Below are 20,371 nucleotides of genomic sequence, written 5' to 3' on the forward strand. Positions count from 1 at the left end.
CTAGCATCAGCCCTATCCACACGAGGTAGGGGAGCTTGGCATGCCGGCATGGCGCAACATCAGTTTATGGATGGACCAACTGGACGACCCGCTGCTGGCGCGGCCATCCCTTGAGCATGACCTGGACGTCAACGTGGCCATCATCGGCGCCGGGTACACCGGGCTGTGGACGGCTTACTACCTCAAGCGCCAGGCGCCCGAACTGACTGTCGCAATCATCGAAGCGCAAACCGCGGGGTTCGGCGCATCCGGTCGCAACGGCGGCTGGCTGATGGGCAACCTGCTGGGCGAAGACCGTCTGTTGGCCGGCCTGGCCCCTGAACAGCGCCGCGCCTCATTCGATTTACTCCACGGCATTCCTGATGAAGTGGCACAGGTGCTGGCCCGTGAAGGCATCGATTGCGACTACCGCAAGGGCGGTGCGCTGTACTGCGCCGCGCGCTACCCCGAGCAGGAAACCGGCCTGCGCGGCTACCTGCACAAACTCTACGCTCAAGGCCTCACCGAAGCCGACTACCGCTGGCTGAGCCCGCAGCAATTGGCCGAACAGATCCGCATCGCCCGGCCCTATGGCGGTATCTATGCATCCCACGTTGCCACGATCCACCCGGCCAAGCTGGTGCGCGGCCTGGCGCGGTTGGTGGAGCGCATGAGCGTGAAGATTTATGAGAACAGCCCCGTCACGCAGTGGCAATCCGGCAGTCTGCGCACGGCGAAAGCCAGCGTGCGCGCGTCATGGGTTGTGCCAGCGGTCGAAGGCTACGCCAACACCTTGCCGCCCCTGGGCCGTTACCAGTTGCCGGTGCAAAGCCTGATCGTCGCCACCGAGCCGCTGCCAGCCGGCATCTGGGACGAGATCGGCCTGCGCAATGGCCAGGCTTTTGGCGAAAGCAGTCGCCAGGTCACCTATGGCCAGCGCACGGCGGATAACCGCCTGGTGTTCGGTGCCCGCGGCGGGTATCAGTTCGCCGGCAAATTGCGCCATAACTTCGATTTGACCGACAGCGAAGTGGAGCTGCGTCGCTACCTGTTCGGTGAACTGTTCCCACAGCTGAAGAACGTGCGGATTACCCATTCGTGGGGCGGCAACCTCGGCATGTCACGCCATTTCCGACCGCACATGCTTTGCGACCGCAATAACGGCATCGCGTTGTCCGGAGGCTATGGCGGGGAGGGCGTGGGGGCTACCAACCTCGGTGGCCGCACCCTGGCCGACCTGATCCTGGGGCGTGATACGCCGCTGACTCGGCAGCCCTGGGTCATTCGCGACAGAGGCCTGGACGCGCTCAAAACCTGGGAACCCGAACCCTGCCGCTGGCTGGGCTACAACGCGATCATTCGCAGCTTCGTCCATGAAGACCAGGTATTAGCCAACCCCAACACCGCGCCCTGGCGCCGCAAACTGGCGACCGGGGTGGCCGGATTCATGGAAGGTTTCATGCACTGAACTGCTTCATTCACACGGGAATCGCCCATGAGCATTACGCACTTCAAAGACACGCTGAACACCGATTTACCCGACGCGTCGCCAGTGGCCGTGCCCCTGGGCGAGCCGATCGCCGTGGCCTCGACCTTCAGCGTCGAACGCAGCGACGGCGTCGAGACCGGCATCTGGGCCTGCACCCCAGGCCGCTGGCGTCGACAGATTAAATCCCAGGAGTTTTGCCACTTTATCCAGGGCCGCTGCACCTTCACCCCCGACAACGGTGAAGTCATTCACATACAAGCCGGCGATGCACTGATGTTGCCGGCCAACAGCACGGGCATCTGGGATATCCAGGAAACCGTGCGCAAGACCTATGTCCTGATTCTGTAACGCTTTGATCCTTGATCGCCTGCCATAAAAACAGCCCTAAAACCGCCAGGAAATCGAACCATGAAAGCCATTGCCCTGTTGCCCTTGATGTTGTTGGCCTCTATCAGCCAGGCCGCCGAGACGGTGAAAATCTACAACTGGTCCAGCTACATTGCGCCCGATACCACGAAGAACTTCCAGAAGCAGACCGGGATCGGCTTCAGCTACGACGTGTATGACAGCAACGAAACCCTCGATGGCAAGCTGATGACCGGCAACTCCGGGTACGACGTGGTGTTTCCGTCCAACCATTTCATGGCCCGGCAGATCCAGGGCGGCGCGTTGAAGAAGCTCGACAAACGCCAGTTACCTAACTGGAAGAACCTCAACCCGGTACTGCTCAAGGCCCTGGAAAACAACGATCCGGGCAACGCCCACGGCTTTCCGTACCTGTGGGGCAGTACCGGCATCGGCTACAACATCGACAAGGTCAAGGCCGTGCTGGGGGACAACGCCCCGGTGGACTCCTGGGACCTGATCTTCAAGCCCGAGTACATGGAAAAACTCAGCAAATGTGGGGTGGCCATCCTCGACAACGGCCCGGAGCTGCTGCCGATCGCCCTTAATTACCTGGGCTTGCCGCCCCACAGTAAAAACCCGGAGGACTACAAAAAAGCCGAGGCGCTGCTGATGAAAGTGCGGCCGTATGTGGCGTACTTCCATTCGTCGAAATACACGGGCGACCTGGCCAATGGCGATATCTGCGTGGCCGTCGGCTTCTCCGGCGACGTGCTGCAAGCCGAAAGCCGCGCCAAGGAAGCCAACAATGGCGTGAAGATTGGTTATCAGATTCCCAAGGAAGGCGCCGCTATCTGGTTCGACATGGTCGCCATGCCCGCCGACGCCCCGGATGAAAAGGCCGGTTATGCGTTCATGAACTATTTGCTCGAGCCCCAAGTGATGGCGGACATCACCAACGCCGTGCACTACGCCAACGGCAACAGCGCGGCCGATAGCCTGGTCGAGCCCCAGATCAAGTCGGACACCAAGATCTACCCAAGCGAGGCCATGATGGGCAAATTGTTCGCCTTGGAAGCGATGCCCCTGAGCATCGACCGGATTCGCACGCGGATCTGGAACACCATTCGCATGGGCCGCTGACCTGGGCGCAAAGCGCGCATGTGGGCATGGGAGGGTGGTTTTCCGTGGTGACCGGGCAAACTCGCTCACCACACATTTGCGCCTTCACAAAACACGCAGGGTGCTCAGGGGTTTTCCAGACCATGTCCACTGAGTCAATAATGCAGCGCTAACCGTTAGTTGAAGTAATGGCTGTTTAATGTTGCGATTGACACCCTGTCAATATATTGGATCCATTTATTAGTGGCGGCACCTAAGTTGAGTGGCGTTAGTGCTATTTAATATTTAAATACGTGGCGATGGTTTTTTGTCGGACAAACTCAAAGCCGGCCAATGAATACGGCGCAAACTTACACTGCTTACCGAAGCGGTGTTTTCTATGCTGGAAATAGAGGTGGACGAAAGATTTCAAGTTGTGTCAGTTTTCTTACGCCTTCAAAAGAGGCGAGTGATAGGACGATCTCGCCCGCGGGGTTCCTATCGAATAAAGACTGATGCACTTGCAAACAAGGAAGTACGTTTATGTCAAAAGTAAAAGACAAGGCTATCGTGTCGGCGGCGCAAGCCAGCACCGCTTACTCGCAAATCGATAGCTTCAGCCATCTGTATGACCGTGGCGGCAACCTCACGATCAATGGCAAACCCTCCTACACCGTCGACCAGGCAGCCACCCAACTGCTGCGCGATGGCGCCGCGTACCGGGACTTTGACGGCAACGGCAAGATCGACCTGACCTACACGTTCCTGACCTCGGCGTCCTCGAGCACCCTGAACAAACATGGCATTTCGGGCTTCAGCCAGTTCAGCGCGCAGCAGAAGGCACAGGCCGTACTGGCCATGCAGTCTTGGGCGGACGTGGCCAAGGTCACCTTCACCGAGAAAGCCACCGGCGGTGACGGCCATATGACCTTCGGCAATTACAGCAGCGGCCAGGACGGCGCAGCGGCCTTCGCCTACCTGCCCGGCACCGGCGCGGGCTACGACGGCACCTCGTGGTACCTGACCAACAACAGCTACACGCCGAACAAGACCCCGGACCTGAACAATTATGGCCGGCAGACCCTGACCCACGAAATCGGCCACACCCTGGGTCTGGCTCACCCCGGCGACTACAACGCCGGCGAAGGCGCGCCCAACTACAACGACGCGACCTATGGACAGGACACGCGCGGCTACAGCCTCATGAGTTACTGGAGTGAGAGCAACACCAACCAGAACTTCAGCAAAGGCGGGGTCGAAGCCTATGCGTCCGGCCCGCTGATCGACGATATCGCCGCGATTCAGAAGCTCTACGGCGCCAACTACAACACCCGCGCCGGCGACACCACTTACGGGTTCAACTCCAACACCGGGCGTGATTTTCTCAGCGCCAGCTCCAACGCCGACAAACTGGTGTTCTCGGTGTGGGACGGTGGCGGCAACGACACCCTGGACTTCTCCGGCTTCACCCAAAACCAGAAGATCAACCTCAACGAGACGGCGTTCTCCGACGTGGGTGGCCTGGTGGGCAACGTGTCCATCGCCAAGGGCGTGACGGTCGAGAACGCATTCGGCGGCGCGGGCAACGACCTGATCATCGGCAACAATGCCGCCAACGTCATCAAGGGTGGGGCCGGTAACGACCTGATCTATGGCGGCGGCGGTGCTGATCAACTGTGGGGCGGCGCGGGCCGCGACACCTTTGTGTTCGGTGCCAGCTCCGACTCCAAGCCAGGGGCGGCGGACAAGATCTTTGACTTTACCTCCGGTTCGGACAAGATCGACCTCAGCGGCATCACCCAAGGGACCGGCCTGACCTTCGTCAATGCATTCACCGGGCATGCCGGCGACGCGGTATTGAGTTACGCGGCAGGCACCAACCTGGGCACTTTGGCGGTGGACTTCTCCGGGCACGGCGCGGCGGACTTCCTCGTCACCACCGTCGGCCAGGCGGCCGTCAGCGACATCGTGGCCTGATACACCGGCGCGGCGTTTCGGCGCCGCGCCTCAGGGATCGAGCATAAAGATGCAGCGTTTTTTCAATTTGATCGCCTGCGTCATGCAGGTGATGTTCGTGTCGGCAGGAGCCCACGCAATGGCGAGCAGTCTTGTATTACCCAGCAGCGCCCAATTGGCCGGGCACTGGCAGTTGCACCAGCAGGACCACGTGTGCGCCCTCGACCTGCTGGAACAGGCCAACGCCCTGGGCGGCGATGTCGCCTGTGCCGAACAATGGCTGGGAGACAGGCCAATGAGCTGGTCGCCGACACCCGACGGCATTTGGCTGTTCAACGCTGAGGGCAGCGGCATCGCCCACTTGAATCGTCAGAAGGACGGCGGCTATCAGGCCCGCACTAAGTCAGGCGCCGTGATTGAATTGAAACGAATGCCTTAGTTATCGCTATAAGCCTATAACTCAAATTTATTAGTTGGCTGACCTCTATAAAGGAGGGCGGGCAACTGTTGCGCGAAATGTGCTTCAAGGAAGATAAAAACATATGGCCAAGCCCCATGTCGTCGCGCCTTTATTTAAGGCGCTGGGTGAATACAGGCGCATCTTGATCAGTGTTGGCTGCTTCACGGCATTGATTAACCTGCTGATGCTGGTGCCGTCGATTTACATGCTGCAAGTGTATGACCGCGTGTTGTCGTCCCAGAACGAAACCACCCTGGTAATGTTGACGCTGATGGTCGTCGGTTTCTTTGCTTTTATCGGCCTGCTGGAAGTGATCCGCAGTTTTATCGTGATCCGAATCGGCAGCCAGTTGGAGCGGCGTTTCAACTTACGCGTGTACAAAGCAGCGTTTGAACGCAACCTGCAGCGCGGCCAGGGGCATGCCGGGCAATCGTTGGGGGACCTGACCCATATCCGTCAATTCATCACCGGGCCTGCGCTGTTCGCGTTTTTTGATGCGCCGTGGTTTCCGATCTACCTGTTCGTGATTTTTCTGTTCAATGTATGGCTTGGCGTGCTGGCCACTGCGGGCGCTGTGCTGCTGATCGGCCTCGCATGCCTCAACGAATACCTGACCAAAAAGCCGCTGGGCGAGGCCGGTGTGTTTTCCCAGCAGTCGACCCAACTGGCCACCAGCCATCTGCATAACGCCGAAACCATCCAGGCCATGGGCATGCTGGGCGCGTTGCGCGAGCGCTGGTTTGCCGTGCATTCGCAGTTTTTGCGCTTGCAGAACAGCGCCAGTGACACCGGTTCAGTGATCACCTCCTTGAGCAAGTCACTGCGTTTATGCCTGCAATCGTTGGTCCTGGGCCTGGGCGCGCTGCTGGTGATTCGCGGCGATATGACCGCAGGGATGATGATCGCCGGCTCCATCCTGATGGGCCGGGTGCTCAGTCCGATCGACCAGTTGATCGCCGTGTGGAAGCAATGGAGTTCGGCCAAGCTGGCCTATCAGCGCCTGGATAACTTATTGCGCGAGTTCCCGCCGCAGGTCGAGCCGATGGCGTTGCCGGCGCCCAAAGGCCAGGTGAGTTTCGAAACCGTCAGTGCAGGCCCGCCGGGGCGGCGTATGGCGACCCTGCATCAGGTCAGCTTCAGCCTGGGCGCCGGCGAAGTGCTTGGCGTGCTGGGAGCCTCGGGTTCGGGCAAGTCGACCCTGGCCCGCGTGCTGGTGGGTGTATGGCCGACGCTGGCGGGCACCGTGCGCCTGGACGCTGCGGATATTCATCGCTGGGACCGTGACGACCTGGGCCCGCATATCGGCTATTTGCCCCAGGACATTGAACTGTTCAGCGGCAGCATCGCCGACAACATCGCGCGTTTTCGCCAAGCGGACCCTGCGTGGGTGGTCAAGGCTGCGCAACAGGCCGGGGTGCATGAACTGATCCTGCGGCTGCCTCAGGGCTATGACACCGTACTGGGGGACAACGGCACCGGTCTGTCCGGTGGGCAGAAACAGCGAGTAGCCCTGGCCCGTGCGCTGTACGGCGGGCCGCGTTTGATCGTGCTCGATGAGCCCAATTCCAACCTCGACACCGTGGGTGAAGCGGCGCTGGCCGGCGCCATCGTGCAAATGAAGGCCCAGGGCAGCAGCGTGGTGCTGGTGACCCATCGCTCCTCGGCGCTGGCCCAGGCCGACAAATTGCTGGTGCTCAATGAAGGGCGCCTGCAGGCGTTCGGGCCGAGCCAGGAGGTGCTGCGCGCACTGTCCGGTCAGCAGGATGCACCGAAGGACAAACCCGGCGTCAGTTTCAGTCGCCAGTATCAAACCGCAAGGAATCCGGGTGTATGAGCAGCCTTACTGTCGAACGACGCGACGCCGTTTTTTTTGTGCGCATGGGCTGGCTGCTGACAGTGGTCGGAGCTGGTGGGTTTTTCCTGTGGGCCAGCCTGGCGCCGTTGGATCAGGGCATTGCAGTGCAGGGCACGGTGGTGGTGTCGGGCAAGCGCAAGGCCGTGCAAACCCTCAGTCCTGGTGTGGTCAGCCGCATTCTGGTGCGTGAAGGCGAGTCGGTAAAACAGGGCCAGCCGCTGTTCCGGCTCGACCAGACCCAGAGTCAGGCCGATGTGCACTCGCTGCAAGCCCAATACCGCATGGCCTGGGCCAGCGTGGCACGCTGGCAGAGCGAGCGGGATAACCGCGCCAGCATCACGTTTCCCGCTGAACTGAGCAACCACTCCGATCCTGCGTTGGCGCTGGTGCTGGAAGGCCAGCGCCAACTGTTCAGCAGCCGTCGCGAAGCCTTTGCCCGAGAGCAGGCCGGTATTCGCGCGAACATCGAAGGCGCCTCCGCGCAGCTCAACGGCATGCGCCGCGCCCGCAGCGATTTGACCGCCCAGGCGCAATCGCTGCGTGACCAGTTGAGCAACCTGCAACCCTTGGCCGACAACGGCTATATTCCGCGTAATCGCCTGATGGAATATCAACGCCAGTTGTCCCAGGTGCAACAGGACCTGGCGCAGAACAGCGGCGAAAGCGGCCGGGTGGAGCAGGGCATCCTCGAATCGCGCCTCAAGTTGCAGCAGCACAGCGAGGAATACCAGAAAGAAGTGCGCAGCCAATTGGCCGATGCGCAGTTGCGCAGCCTGACCCTTGAGCAGCAACTCACCTCGGCCGGGTTCGACCTGCAGCACAGCGAAATCAACGCGCCGGCGGATGGCATTGCGGTCAACCTCGGCGTGCACACCGAAGGCGCCGTGGTACGCGCCGGTGAGACCCTGCTGGAAATCGTGCCCCAAGGCACTCGCCTGGAGGTGGAAGGGCACTTGCCGGTGCACCTGGTGGACAAGATCGGTACACAGTTACCGGTGGATATTCTCTTCACCGCGTTCAACCAGAGCCGCACGCCACGAGTGCCGGGAGAGGTCAGCCTGATTTCCGCCGACCAGATGCTCGATGAAAAAACCGGCGCGCCTTACTACGTGTTGCGCACCACCGTGAGTGAAGCTGCCCTGGAAAAACTTCACGGCCTGGTGATCAAACCCGGCATGCCCGCCGAGATGTTCGTGCGCACCGGTGAGCGCTCGCTGCTCAACTACCTGTTCAAGCCGCTGCTCGACCGCGCCGGCTCCGCGTTGACCGAGGAATGAACATGAAACCGGTGTTTATCGCCTGCTTATTGTTGAGCTGCAGCAGCGTCGAGGCCGCCATGGGCCCGTTCGATGTGTACGAGCAAGCCTTGCGCAACGACCCGGTGTTCCTCGGCGCCATCAAGGAGCGCGACGCGGGCCTTGAAAACCGCACCATCGGTCGGGCCGGCCTGCTGCCTAAGCTGTCGTACAACTACAACAAGGGCCGTAACAACTCACAGGCCACCTTGCCCGACGGCCGTGGTGGCAATTACCACGACGACCGCAACTACAACAGTTACGGTTCTACCTTCAGCCTGCAACAGCCGCTGTTCGACTACGAGGCCTACGCCAACTACCGCAAGGGCGTGGCCCAGGCGTTGTTTGCCGATGAGAGCTTTCGCGACAAGAGCCAGGCGCTGCTGGTGCGCGTGCTCACTTATTACACCCAGGCGTTGTTTGCCCAGGACCAGATCGACATCGCGCGCGCCAAGAAGAAGGCCTTCGAGCGGCAATTCCAGCAAAACCGGCACCTGTTCCAGCAGGGCGAGGGCACGCGTACCGATATTCTCGAGGCCGAATCCCGCTATGAGCTGGCCAGCGCCGAAGAGATCGAAGCGCTGGACGAACAGGACGCCTCGCTAAGGGAGTTGGGTGCGCTGATTGGCGTGCAGAGCGTCAACATTCAGGATCTTGCGCCGCTTAACCAGGCGTTTGCTGCGTTCGCCCTGGCCCCGGCCAACTACGACGCCTGGCATGCGCTGGCAATCAGCAGCAACCCGACGCTCGCGTCCCAGCGCCAGGCCCTGGAAGTGGCGCGCTATGAAGTGGAGCGCAACCGCGCCGGGCATCTGCCCAAAGTCACGGCCTACGCCAGCTCGCGCCAGCAGGAGTCTGACAGTGGCAATACCTACAACCAGCGCTACGACACCAACACCATCGGCGTAGAAGTGAGCCTGCCGCTGTATGCCGGCGGCGGCATCTCGGCGTCCACCCGCCAGGCCAGCCGCGCCATGGAGCAGGCCGAGTACGAACTGGAAGGCAAGACCCGCGAAACCCTGATTGAACTGCGCCGCCAGTTCAGCGCCTGCCTGTCCGGCGTGAGCAAGCTGCGTGCGTACCAGAAGGCCCTCGCCTCGGCCGAAGCGCTGGTGGTCTCGACCCGGCAGAGCATTCTCGGCGGCGAGCGGGTCAACCTGGATGCGCTGAACGCCGAACAGCAGCTCTACAGCACCCGTCGCGACCTGGCCCAGGCCCGTTACGACTACCTGATGGCCTGGACCAAGCTGCATTACTACGCCGGTAACCTGCGCGACACCGACCTGGCCAAAGTGGACGAGGCCTTCGGTCCGACACCGCATTAAAGCGCTTTCTCGATAACGCCAACAAAAAGAGAGGCAATACCATGGGTGTGTTCGACTACAAAAACCTCGGCACCGAGGGCTCCAAGGCGCTGTTCGCCGATGCCATGGCGATCACGCTGTATACCTATCACAACCTGGATAACGGTTTTGCCGTGGGCTACCAGCTCAACGGCTTGGGCTTGGGCTTGCCGGCCACGTTGGTCGGGGCAGTGCTCGGCAGCAGCGACTCTCAGGGTGTGATTCCCGGCATCCCTTGGAACCCGGACGCGGAAAAAGCCGCGCTGGACGCCGTACAACAGGCCGGTTGGACGCCCATCAGCGCCAGTACCCTGGGCTATGCCGGCAAGGTCGACGCCAGGGGCACGTTCTTCGGCGAGAAGCCCGGCTACACCACGGCGCAGGTTGAGGTGCTCGGCAAATACGACGACGCCGGCAAGCTGTTGCAAATCGGCATCGGATTTCGCGGCACCTCGGGCCCCAGGGAAAGCCTGATCAGCGATTCGATTGGCGACCTGGTCAGCGACGTACTCGCGGCCCTGGGCCCCAGGGACTACGCAAAAAACTACGCAGGCGAAGCCTTTGGCACCTTGCTCAAACACGTCGCCGATTACGCCAGTGCCCGCGGCCTGAGCGGCCAGGATGTGCTGGTCAGCGGCCATAGCCTGGGCGGGTTGGCGGTCAACAGCCTGGCGGACCTGAGCAGCGGCAAATGGGCCGGGTTCTGCCGGGATGCCAATTACATCGCCTATGCTTCGCCGACCCAGAGCAGCAGCGACAACGTGCTTAATATCGGCTACGAAAACGATCCGGTGTTTCGCGCACTGGACGGCTCCTCCTTCAACTGGTCGTCATTGGGCGTGCATGACAAACCCCATGGCTCGACCACCGACAATATCGTCAGCTTCAACGACCATTACGCCTCGACGCTGTGGAATGTGCTGCCGTTCTCCATCACCCAACTGCCGACGTGGGTGTCCCATTTGCCCACGGCGTATGGCGACGGCATGACGCGTATCCTGCAATCCGGTTTCTATGAGCAGATGACACGCGATTCGACGATCATCGTCGCCAACCTGTCCGACCCGGCCCGCGCCACCACCTGGGTACAGGACCTCAACCGCAACGCCGAGCCGCACCAGGGCAACACCTTCATCATTGGCAGCGACGGCAATGACCTGATCCAGGGCGGCAAGGGCGCGGACTTTATCGAGGGCGGCAAGGGCAATGACACGATCCGTGATAACAGCGGGCACAACACCTTTGTGTTCAGCGGGCAGTTTGGTCAGGACCGGATCATTGGCTGCCAGCCCACGGATAAGCTGGTGTTCACCCAGGTGTCAGGCAGTGCGGACATCCGTGATCACATTCAGAGGGTGGGCGCGGACACGGTGATCAGCTTCGGTGGGGATTCGGTGACGTTGGTGGGGGTGAGCGGTGTGTCGGGGGAGGGGATTGTGATCAGCTAACGCGGTGGCGAGGGAGCATGCTCCCTCGCACTTTTGATCGGCGTTGACGTTTGAAGATCAGTCTTCCTTGCGCACCGTCGCCACATCATCGGCCTTGACGCGTATGCGCTTGCCGGCAATATCGGTGAATTCATAGAAGCCATCGGCGGTTTTGGCGTTGGGCGTGTCTTTGGTCAAATATTGCGTGCCATTTTGCAGCGTCACCACGGTTTGCGTCGCGCAACCGCCCAGTAGCAGAAAAGTGAGTGCAACCATCGGAAGACCCAAATTCTTCATGTTCATAACCCTTACCTTTAACCTTGAAAAGTCCCGCGCCAGGGCTGCGGGCCGTAAATGTTACGTCATCGACTCCCCCATCTGATCACTTTTATACAAAAAGTTGCGTGCGCCATTTATCTATTACCGATTGCAACACGCTGCTGACGACGGCACTCTGTATGCATAACCAGTATTTGATTGACCCCCTCCATGGCCAGCACCCTCGAAGATCCGCTCTATTACCTGCATAACTTCCGCCAAGTCCTGCATTGGCTGGGGCAACGTTATGCCGACCTGCTCGCACCCGACGAAACGCAGTTCATTCAGCAATTTGACAGCTTGCCCCAGGCCTCCCAGGCGTTATTGGTGCGAATGGTCATGCGCAAAGGCATGCATTTTCGCGCGTCCAAACTCAATTACCTGGAAATCGGCTGTCCTCACGCCGCCACTGTGCCGTTGCGCGCCTTGGGCTGGGTCGATGGGCAGTGCCCATTGGCGTTTGAAGAACTGTTCGCCTTGCTGCAAAAAGGCGAACTGCTCGCCGCGTTCACACCCTGGATCAGCCAACCCAAAGGCAAGAAGGCCGACTGGCTCGAAGGGTTGGCCGCGCAGTTCAGTGAGCCGCGCAGTTTTGCCAGCTGGTGCCCGGACCTGAGCGACACGCTGTACAGCCTTACCGTGATGGACCTGTGCGACCGCCTGCGCCTGATGTTCTTCGGCAACCTGCATCAGGACTGGTCAGAGTTCGTGCTGGCGGATCTGGGCATCTACACCTACGAAAAAGTCGACATTTGCAGCGAATCCCGCGGTTTGCGCACGCGTGCCGACGTGCAGGGTTATCTGTTCCTGCACCAGTGCCAGCAAGCCTTCGAAAGCGGCGCGGCCCTTGAAGAGGTGCTGGCGCAGGTCGCCGCACTGCACACCGACAACCCGTGGCTGGAAAAACGCCGCGCAAAATTGCTGTTCCAGATCGGGCAGTACTGTGAGCGCAGCGCCGAACTGGCCCTGGCCGAGCAGATCTACCGCACCTGCGCCTACCCAGGCGCCCGCGCCCGGCTGATCCGCGTGCTGGAGCGTCAGGAGGACTACGCACAGGCCATGGCGCTGGCAAGCGCGGCACAACAGGCGCCGGAAAGTGCTGCCGAGGCGCAACACCTGCTGCGGGTGATCCCGCGTCTGCGACGCAAGCTTGGTGAACCCAGGCTGCCTGCGCTCAAGCCCCGTGAAGTCACGCGGCTGGACCTTGAACTGGTACTGCCACAGCCGCTGATGTCGGTGGAGCATTGCGTGCTGGCGCACCTGAGTGAGCCGGATGGGCCGGTGCATTACGTCGAAAACGGCCTGATCAACTCACTCTTCGGCCTGTTGTGCTGGGACGTAATCTTCGCGCCACTGCCCGGCGCGTTCTTTCACCCGTTCCAGCGCGGGCCGGCAGACCTGCACAGCGAGGACTTCCATCAACGCCGCGCGCCGCTGTTCGCCGCGTGTTTCGAGCAACTGCGCGATGACCGCTACAAAGCGGTCATCCGCCAACGCTATGCAGAGAAATGGGGGATCCAGTCGCCGTTCGTATTCTGGAACCTGCTGAGTGAAGCGCTGTTGGAACAGGCGTTGGACTGTTTGCCCGCCGAGCATCTGCGCTACTGGTTTGAGCGACTGTTGCTGGATATCCGTGCCAACCGGACCGGTATGCCCGACCTGATCCAGTTCTGGCCGGCGCAAAAGCGCTACCGCATGATCGAAGTCAAAGGCCCCGGCGACCGCCTGCAAGACAACCAATTGCGTTGGCTGGCGTTCTGCGGTGAAAACCAGATGCCGGTCACCGTCTGCTACGTGCGCTGGGCGGAGCAAGCGGCTTGAGCTACCGCGTGGCCGTGCGGGCACTGTGTGAGTTCACGGCCAAGGTCGGCGACCTGGACCTGCGCTTTACCCCATCGCCCAGCGCCCAGGAAGGCATGGTCGGGCACCGCACCGTGGCGTCACGGCGCAACGCGCACTACCAGCACGAAGTGGCGCTCGAAGGCCAATACCAGCAGCTCAGCGTACGGGGCAGGGCGGATGGCTACGACCCGGACGCCAACCGCCTGGAAGAAGTCAAAACCTACCGTGGCGACCTCGACGCCCAGCCGGCCAACCACCGCCAGCTGCACTGGGCGCAGGTCAAAGTGTACGGCTGGTTGATGTGCCAGAAGCTGGGGCTGGCCGAGATCGAACTGGCATTGGTGTACTTCGATATCGTCGGCGAGGGTGAGACCGTGCTTAACCAACGCTTGCAGGCCGATGAGCTGCAAGCGTTCTTCAATCGCCAGTGTGAGCTGTTCCTCGGGTGGGCCCGGCAAGAGATGCAGCACCGCGAAGCCCGCGACGGGGCGGCGCAAGCCTTGAGCTTCCCCCATGCCGACTTTCGTCCCGGGCAGCGCTCGCTGGCCGAGTCGGTGTACAAGGCCGTGAGCACCGGGCGTTGCCTGATGGCCCAGGCGCCGACGGGTATCGGCAAGACCATCGGCACGATCTTCCCGTTGCTCAAGGCGCTGGCGCCCCAACAACTGGACAAGGTGTTTTTCCTTACCGCCAAGACGCCTGGCCGAAAGCTCGCGCTGGATGCCGCGCAGGTGTTGCAGACCAGCACCCCCGATCTGCCGTTGCGCGTGCTGGAATTGGTGGCAAGGGACAAAGCCTGCGAGCACCCTGACAAAGCCTGTCACGGCGATTCCTGCCCTTTGGCCAAAGGTTTCTACGACCGTCTGCCCGCCGCGCGGATCGCCGCGTCTGACATTCGCTTGCTTGATCAGCGCAACCTGCGCGACGTGGCCCTGGCCCATGATGTCTGCCCGTACTACCTGAGCCAGGAAATGGCGCGCTGGGCCGACCTGGTGGTTGCCGACTACAACTACTATTTCGACTTTGGCGCCATGCTCTTTGGCCTGGCCCAACTCAACCAATGGCGCGCCGCCGTATTGGTGGACGAAGCCCATAATCTGGTCGAGCGCGCACGCTCGATGTACAGCGCCAGCCTCGACCAGTACAGCCTCAAAACCCTGCGCGACATGGCCCCCGAACCGTTGAAGAAACCTTTGCAGCGCCTGAACCGTGAGTGGAATGCGCTGCACAAAGAGCAGGTCGCGCCGTACCAAGCCTATGCCGGCAGGCCCGACAAACTGTTGCAGGCCCTGAGCCTGTGCAGCAGCGCCATGGGCGACTACTTCAACGACCGCCCCGAGGCCCTGGCGGGCGACCTGCAAGCCTTCTACTTCGAGGCCCTGCACTTTGCCAAGGTGGCCGAGCTGTTCAACGAGCAGTTCATTTTCGACATCACCAAACGCCAGCTCAGTGGCAAACGCAGCAGTTCCAGCCTGTGCCTGCGCAACGTGGTGCCCGCCGAGTTCATCCGTCCCAGGCTGACTGCCGCCCGCAGCAGCGTGTTGTTTTCCGCCACATTGAGCCCCCGGCACTATTACGCCGACCTGCTTGGCCTGCCCGCGGACACTGCGTGGATCGACGTCGAGTCGCCGTTCAAGGCCGAGCAATTGCAGGTGCGTATCGTTGATGAGATCTCCACCCGCTACGTGCATCGTCACGCGTCGCTGGGGCCGATCGTCGAGCTGATTGCCGCGCAGTTCAGCCGGCAACCGGGCAACTACCTGGCGTTTTTTTCGAGTTTCGATTACTTGCAACAAGTGGCGCAACTGCTGGCCGAGCGGCATCCGCACCTGCCGCTGTGGCAGCAATCGCGGGGCATGGCCGAGGCCGAGCGCCAGGCTTTTCTCGATCAGTTTACCGAGCACAGCCAGGGCATCGGCTTTGCCGTGCTCGGCGGTGCATTCGGCGAAGGCATCGACCTGCCCGGTGCCCGCTTGATCGGTGCGTTCATCGCCACGTTGGGCCTGCCGCAACTGAACCCGGTCAACGAGCAGATGAAGCAGCGCATGGCGGCGATCTTCGGCGCCGGGTATGACTACACCTATTTGTATCCCGGCCTGCAAAAAGTCGTGCAGGCGGCGGGCAGGGTGATTCGCAGCCAGCAGGATCAGGGCGTGGTGATGTTGATCGATGACCGCTTTGGCGAGGCACGGGTCCGTCAGTTGCTGCCACGCTGGTGGGCCGTTGGCTGATATTTGCCGCATCAATATTGCTGGCCGCGTGAAGCACAATCTTGCACCCTGGCCGAAACAGCACACAGGCCAAGCCCATGACTTCCCTGACCGAACAGACAATCGCCGTCAACGGTATTCACCTGAACGTTCACAGCTGCGGCCCCGAGCACGGTCAGCCAATCTGGCTGCTGCATGGTTTTCCCGAGTGCTGGTACTCCTGGCGTGAGCAGATGCCCGCCCTGGCCACGGCCGGGTTCCGGGTGTTTGCCCCGCAAATGCGCGGTTATGGCGCATCAGGCGCGCCGGCGGATATCAGCGATTACGACCTGTTGACCCTGTGCGGCGATATCCAGAAGGCCATGGACCATTTTGGTCACACGCAGGTGGTGATGGTCGGGCATGACTGGGGGGCAGTGGTGGCCTGGCACCTGGCGTTGCTCGAGCCCGAGCGCGTCAGCCGCTTGGTGACCATGTCTGTGCCGTTCGCCGGGCGGGCCCGCCGGCCGGTGATCGACATCATGCGTGAGCTGTACGCCGACCGCTTCAACTACATCCTGTATTTCCAGACGCCCGGTGTGGCCGAGCAGGAATTGAACGCCGATATCGAACGCACGCTACGGCTGTTCATGCAGGACCAGGACGTGTTCCTGCAACATAAGCCCGCCGATGCGCGGTTGCTCGACGGTGTTGGCAGCCCCGGCGCATTGCCGCACTGGTGCCGCCAGGAGGACCTGGACGTGTACGTGCAGACCTTCGCCGAACACGGCTTTCGCGGGCCGCTGAACTGGTATCGCAACTTCGAACGCAACTGGCAACGCACCGAGCACCTGGCCGGGCGCCAGGTGCTGCAGCCGACGCTGTTCCTGATTGGCGACCGCGACCCGGTCGGGGTGTTTGAAGCCCACACGCTCAAGCGCATGCCGGAGTCAGTGCCTGACCTAGAACAACACGTCCTGGCCAACTGCGGCCACTGGATCCAGAACGAGCAGGCCGCACAGGTGAACGAGCGGCTGCTCGAGTTTCTGAAGCGACCTTAGACCATCTCCAGATAGGAGCTTTGAATCGCCCGCGCCAACTCGCGCACGTTGTCGATGAACTCCGTCAGGCGGGCATGCAGCCCATCCTCCAGAATCTCATCGATGCCGGTGTAGCGCAGCCGCGCTTCGAACTCGGCGGCCAGGCGCTGCGCTGAACGTCCATAACTGCCAGGCAAGTCGGCGAGGATATGGCTCAACTCTTCGATACACGCATGCAGCGAGCGCGGCACGTCGCTGCGCAACAGCAGCAATTCCGACACCGAGCGCGCATTCAGCGCGTTGGGGTACAGCTCGGTGTAGGCCTCGAACGACGACAACGCACGCAGCAGGGCGCTCCACTGGTAATACCCGCGGGCCGACAGGTCGCTGACTTCTTCGGACTCTTCGCCGAACATTTCATAGCGGGCGTCCAGCAGGCGCAGGGTGTTGTCCGCGCGCTCGACAAAGGTCCCCAGACGGATAAACCGGTAGGCGTCATTGCGCATGATGGTGCCCGAGGTGGCGCCACGGAACAGATGCGAACGCTGCTTGACCCAGTCACAGAAGTGGCTGATGCCATGCCGCGCCAGGCCGCCGGCGGCGATGCTGCGCATTTCCAGCCAGGTAGCGTTGAGGTTTTCCCACATATCGGCGGTGATGCGCCCGCGTACCGCGTGGGCATTGCCTCGCGCTGCGCGCAGGCAGTTGTAGATGCTGGCCGGGTTTTCTTCGTCGAGGGCGAAGAAGTGCAGCATGCGTTCGGCGTCCAGGGTCTGGTGGCGTTCAAGGTAACTGTCCAGGGTGCCGCTGCTGAGCAACGACATGGCCAGTTCGTCGAGGCCGTCGGTGTGACCCGCCTGGGGCATCAGCGACAGCGAATAACTGACTTCCAGCATGCGCGCCAGGTTTTCTGCGCGCTCCAGGTAGCGGGACATCCAGTACAGATCTGCGGCGGTTCTACTCAACATGATTCAGCCCTCCACCACCCAGGTGTCTTTGGTTCCACCGCCTTGCGACGAGTTGACGATCAACGAGCCTTCACGCAAGGCCACACGCGTGAGGCCGCCGGGCACCAGACGGGTTTCTTTGCCCGAGAGCACGAAGGGGCGCAGATCGATATGCCTTGGGGCGATGCCGTTTTCAACGAAGGTGGGGCAGGTGGACAGGCTCAGGGTCGGTTGGGCAATGTAGGCGTGAGGACGCGCCTTGATGCGTTGACGGAAGTCCTCGATTTCGGCCGCCGTCGAGGCCGGGCCCACCAGCATGCCGTAGCCGCCGGAGCCCTGGGTTTCCTTGACCACCAGTTCGGGCAAGTGGGCCAGCACATGGGACAGCTCATCGGGCTTGCGGCACTGGAAGGTCGGCACGTTTTGCAGCACCGGCTCTTCGTCCAGGTAGAAACGGATCATTTCCGGCACGTAAGGGTAGATCGACTTGTCGTCGGCCACGCCGGTGCCGATGGCATTGGCCAACACCACGTTGCCGGCGCAATAGGCGGCCACCAGGCCGGGCACGCCGAGCATCGAGTCGGGGTTGAAGGCCTGCGGGTCGAGGAAGGCGTCGTCGATGCGGCGGTAGATCACGTCGACGGCCTTGGGCCCGTCGGTGGTGCGCATGAAGACCTTGAGGTCGTGCACGAACAGGTCGGCGCCTTCCACCAGTTCCACGCCCATTTCCCGGGCGAGGAACGCGTGTTCGAAGAATGCACTGTTAAAGCGCCCCGGCGTCAGCACCACCACATTGGGGTTGTCCAGGCGGCTTGAGCTTTTCAGGGTCTTGAGCAGCAGGTTGGGGTAGTGGTCCACCGGCGCGATGCGCTGCCTGGCGAACACTTCCGGGAACAGGCGCATCATCATCTTGCGGTCTTCGAGCATGTAGCTCACGCCGCTGGGAGTGCGCAGGTTGTCTTCGAGCACGTAGTAGGTGCCGTCGCCGTCGCGTACCAGGTCGACGCCGGATATGTGCGAATAGATATCGCGGTGCAGGTCCAGGCCGACCATGGCCTTCTGATAACCCTCGTTGCCCAGCACCTGGTCGGCGGGAATGATCCCTGCCTTGATGATGCGCTGGTCGTGGTAAATGTCGGCGAGGAACATGTTCAACGCATTGACCCGCTGGATACAGCCGCGTTCGATCACGCTCCATTCACTGGCGGGGATGCTGCGCGGGATGATGTCGAAGGGGATCAGACGCTCGGTGTCCTGCTCGTCGCCATAGAGGGTGAAGGTGATCCCGGCACGGTGAAACAGCAAATCGGCTTCGCGGCGACGCTGGGCCAGCAGTTCCGGTGGCGTGTTGGCCAGCCAGCGGGAGAAGTCCTGATAGTGCGCACGGCACACGCCGTTTGCGTCATTCATTTCATCAAAGAAAGATCGAGCCATTCCAGTACCTTGTCAGTGCCCAGGGTTGCTTGGGTGGCACTGCCGCTTAAAAAAACGCATGTTTTTATGAGCCTGTGGCTGAGGGTGCCAGCAGGCCTGGTCCTTACTTTCTTATGAGGGTCGGCTCTGGGTCGGGGGGTAACGAATGTTCCTGTATTCGGGCAGATGAATGGGTTAAGCAATGCCTGTGCCGAAACCCGTTATTGGCAGACCGGTAACCGCTGGCGAGCCCTGATCCCGCCCGCCACAGAGAATCGGCGTCCTATTGATACGAGAACGGTGCACCGCTTGCACTGGATTGGTGCGTCAACAAACTTGAACTTCACCCGTGCCCGATTCTTCTAACGAGGTTCGTAACCTTATGGAGCACCGCCGTGCCCAGAATCATCACCCCTCACACCCCGGAAGCGGCCGCCACCGACCACAGCGAACACAACGCGAAGATTTTCGGCTCGCCCAAAGACCGCCTCGACTTCTACCGCCGCGAGATCCAGTACGAAACCACGATCCTCGCCAACCGCACCGATGCCTACCTCACTGCGCAGTCATTCCTGGTGATTGCCTTCGTGTCGGGCATGGGCAACCTCAACCCGGAATGGGGCAAGCTGTTCACCCTGGTAGTGCCGGTGTTTCTGGTGGCACTGGGCATTCTCAGCTCCCTTAACGCCTGGCCGGGCATCCGTGCCGCGTACGAGATCATTGATCACTGGCACTACAAGCAGAGCGAACTGCTGCGCAGCGAACCGGTGATGGGCATGGCCTATGACGAGTCACCGTTGTTTTCCGAAATGGAATCCACCCACAAGGGCTATCGCAAGTCGCTGCTGTTCTCGATGCGCGCGCCGTGGCTGTTCATGGTCTTCTGGCTGCTGCTGGGCATTTATGCGTTCTATATCCAGGTCGACAATCCAATCCGATGATCGATCAGGCGGAACTTCAAGGCGTTCGCCAGCGCCAAAACAGGACTGAGGCCAAGCAGAGGTAAGCGCCATGAGCACCCCAAGCGATCCGCAAGTCAGTGACCGCAACGATCCGGCGATCGACGACGGCAATTCAGCACCGGCCACCGGTGCCGATGCGCCAAAAGACCCCAAGGCCGGCAGTGATCCCAAGGCGTCGGAAAACGACTACAGTCCAGACTTCAAGCCTGAGCGCGAGCCCAAGCCTGACACCGATGCCGATATCGACACCCAAGGCGGTTAGAGGAGACGCTCATGTCAAAAGAAATGGAGGAAGAACTCAACGATCCGGGCAACGAAGACCCCGGCTCGTTGATGGACGATGCGCAAGTGCCGCTCAACGATGCTGATGAAGCGGCAGACGTCGGTCACACCGACAAACAAGACTGATC

The 20,371-nt window shown here is 61.2% G+C and carries 18 protein-coding genes; 15 read left to right on the forward strand and 3 right to left on the reverse strand.

Features of this window, described 5'->3' with window-relative positions:
- Positions 1–40 precede the first annotated feature (40 nt).
- From KZX66_RS10625 to KZX66_RS10665, 9 genes are all read left to right on the forward strand, one after another.
- Entirely contained in the window at positions 41–1,447 is a 1,407-nt protein-coding gene (locus KZX66_RS10625) for an FAD-binding oxidoreductase (protein ID WP_248079156.1), read from the forward strand.
- A gap of 27 nt (positions 1,448–1,474) precedes the next feature.
- On the forward strand, positions 1,475–1,816 hold the full coding sequence (locus KZX66_RS10630; RefSeq protein ID WP_248079159.1) for a cupin domain-containing protein: 342 nt from the start codon (positions 1,475–1,477) through the stop codon (positions 1,814–1,816).
- A gap of 60 nt (positions 1,817–1,876) precedes the next feature.
- Positions 1,877–2,956 carry a polyamine ABC transporter substrate-binding protein gene (locus tag KZX66_RS10635; protein WP_248079161.1) on the forward strand — a complete coding sequence of 360 codons (1,080 nt, stop codon included), beginning with the start codon at positions 1,877–1,879 and terminating at the stop codon, positions 2,954–2,956.
- A gap of 501 nt (positions 2,957–3,457) precedes the next feature.
- Positions 3,458–4,891, forward strand: coding sequence for a serralysin family metalloprotease (locus KZX66_RS10640; RefSeq protein ID WP_248079164.1), 1,434 nt, complete (start codon positions 3,458–3,460; stop codon positions 4,889–4,891).
- Positions 4,892–4,940: 49 nt separating this feature from the next.
- Positions 4,941–5,309 (forward strand): protease inhibitor Inh/omp19 family protein, encoded by a 369-nt coding sequence (locus tag KZX66_RS10645; RefSeq protein WP_248079166.1) that lies wholly within the window; start codon positions 4,941–4,943, stop codon positions 5,307–5,309.
- 103 nt (positions 5,310–5,412) lie between these two features.
- Positions 5,413–7,164 carry a type I secretion system permease/ATPase gene (locus KZX66_RS10650; RefSeq protein WP_248079168.1) on the forward strand — a complete coding sequence of 584 codons (1,752 nt, stop codon included), beginning with the start codon at positions 5,413–5,415 and terminating at the stop codon, positions 7,162–7,164.
- The gene (locus tag KZX66_RS10655; protein WP_248079170.1) at positions 7,161–8,462 is read left to right on the forward strand and encodes an HlyD family type I secretion periplasmic adaptor subunit; all 1,302 of its coding nucleotides are present in this window, start codon (positions 7,161–7,163) and stop codon (positions 8,460–8,462) included. Before KZX66_RS10650 ends, KZX66_RS10655 begins: the two co-directional genes overlap by 4 nt.
- Positions 8,463–8,464: 2 nt before the next feature.
- The gene (locus KZX66_RS10660; RefSeq protein ID WP_248079172.1) at positions 8,465–9,805 is read left to right on the forward strand and encodes a TolC family outer membrane protein; all 1,341 of its coding nucleotides are present in this window, start codon (positions 8,465–8,467) and stop codon (positions 9,803–9,805) included.
- A gap of 41 nt (positions 9,806–9,846) precedes the next feature.
- On the forward strand, positions 9,847–11,271 hold the full coding sequence (locus tag KZX66_RS10665) for a lipase (protein ID WP_248079174.1): 1,425 nt from the start codon (positions 9,847–9,849) through the stop codon (positions 11,269–11,271).
- A gap of 57 nt (positions 11,272–11,328) precedes the next feature.
- Here KZX66_RS10665 and KZX66_RS10670 read toward each other — a convergent pair whose 3' ends face one another.
- On the reverse strand, positions 11,329–11,553 hold the full coding sequence (locus KZX66_RS10670; protein WP_248079176.1) for a YgdI/YgdR family lipoprotein: 225 nt from the start codon (positions 11,551–11,553) through the stop codon (positions 11,329–11,331).
- A 186-nt stretch (positions 11,554–11,739) separates the two neighbouring features.
- Between KZX66_RS10670 and KZX66_RS10675 the strand changes: the two genes are divergently transcribed.
- The 3 genes from KZX66_RS10675 (at position 11,740) to KZX66_RS10685 (ending at position 16,660) form a co-directional block, all read left to right on the forward strand.
- Positions 11,740–13,389 carry a VRR-NUC domain-containing protein gene (locus KZX66_RS10675; protein WP_248079179.1) on the forward strand — a complete coding sequence of 550 codons (1,650 nt, stop codon included), beginning with the start codon at positions 11,740–11,742 and terminating at the stop codon, positions 13,387–13,389.
- Entirely contained in the window at positions 13,386–15,641 is a 2,256-nt protein-coding gene (locus KZX66_RS10680; protein ID WP_248079182.1) for an ATP-dependent DNA helicase, read from the forward strand. The genes KZX66_RS10675 and KZX66_RS10680 overlap by 4 nt, the downstream gene beginning before the upstream one ends.
- A 77-nt stretch (positions 15,642–15,718) precedes the next feature.
- Positions 15,719–16,660 carry an alpha/beta hydrolase gene (locus KZX66_RS10685; protein WP_248079185.1) on the forward strand — a complete coding sequence of 314 codons (942 nt, stop codon included), beginning with the start codon at positions 15,719–15,721 and terminating at the stop codon, positions 16,658–16,660.
- Here the strand turns inward: KZX66_RS10685 and KZX66_RS10690 are convergent.
- Positions 16,657–17,607 carry an alpha-E domain-containing protein gene (locus tag KZX66_RS10690; RefSeq protein ID WP_248079187.1) on the reverse strand — a complete coding sequence of 317 codons (951 nt, stop codon included), beginning with the start codon at positions 17,605–17,607 and terminating at the stop codon, positions 16,657–16,659. The genes KZX66_RS10685 and KZX66_RS10690 overlap by 4 nt on opposite strands.
- Positions 17,608–17,610: 3 nt before the next feature.
- Entirely contained in the window at positions 17,611–19,020 is a 1,410-nt protein-coding gene (locus KZX66_RS10695; protein WP_248079189.1) for a circularly permuted type 2 ATP-grasp protein, read from the reverse strand.
- Between the two features lie 374 nt (positions 19,021–19,394).
- Here KZX66_RS10695 and KZX66_RS10700 point away from each other — a divergent pair, with 374 nt between their 5' ends.
- The 3 genes from KZX66_RS10700 to KZX66_RS26380 all read left to right on the forward strand — a co-directional run bounded on the left by KZX66_RS10700 (position 19,395) and on the right by KZX66_RS26380 (position 20,369).
- Positions 19,395–19,940 carry a hypothetical protein gene (locus KZX66_RS10700; RefSeq protein WP_248079191.1) on the forward strand — a complete coding sequence of 182 codons (546 nt, stop codon included), beginning with the start codon at positions 19,395–19,397 and terminating at the stop codon, positions 19,938–19,940.
- Positions 19,941–20,010: 70 nt separating this feature from the next.
- On the forward strand, positions 20,011–20,223 hold the full coding sequence (locus KZX66_RS10705; protein ID WP_248079193.1) for a hypothetical protein: 213 nt from the start codon (positions 20,011–20,013) through the stop codon (positions 20,221–20,223).
- An 11-nt stretch (positions 20,224–20,234) separates the two neighbouring features.
- Positions 20,235–20,369, forward strand: coding sequence for a hypothetical protein (locus tag KZX66_RS26380; protein ID WP_282445891.1), 135 nt, complete (start codon positions 20,235–20,237; stop codon positions 20,367–20,369).
- Positions 20,370–20,371: the final 2 nt, after the last annotated feature.

The sequence above is a fragment of the Pseudomonas sp. EYE_354 genome, assembly GCF_023148575.1.
In the GTDB taxonomy this organism is placed as follows: Bacteria; Pseudomonadota; Gammaproteobacteria; order Pseudomonadales; family Pseudomonadaceae; genus Aquipseudomonas.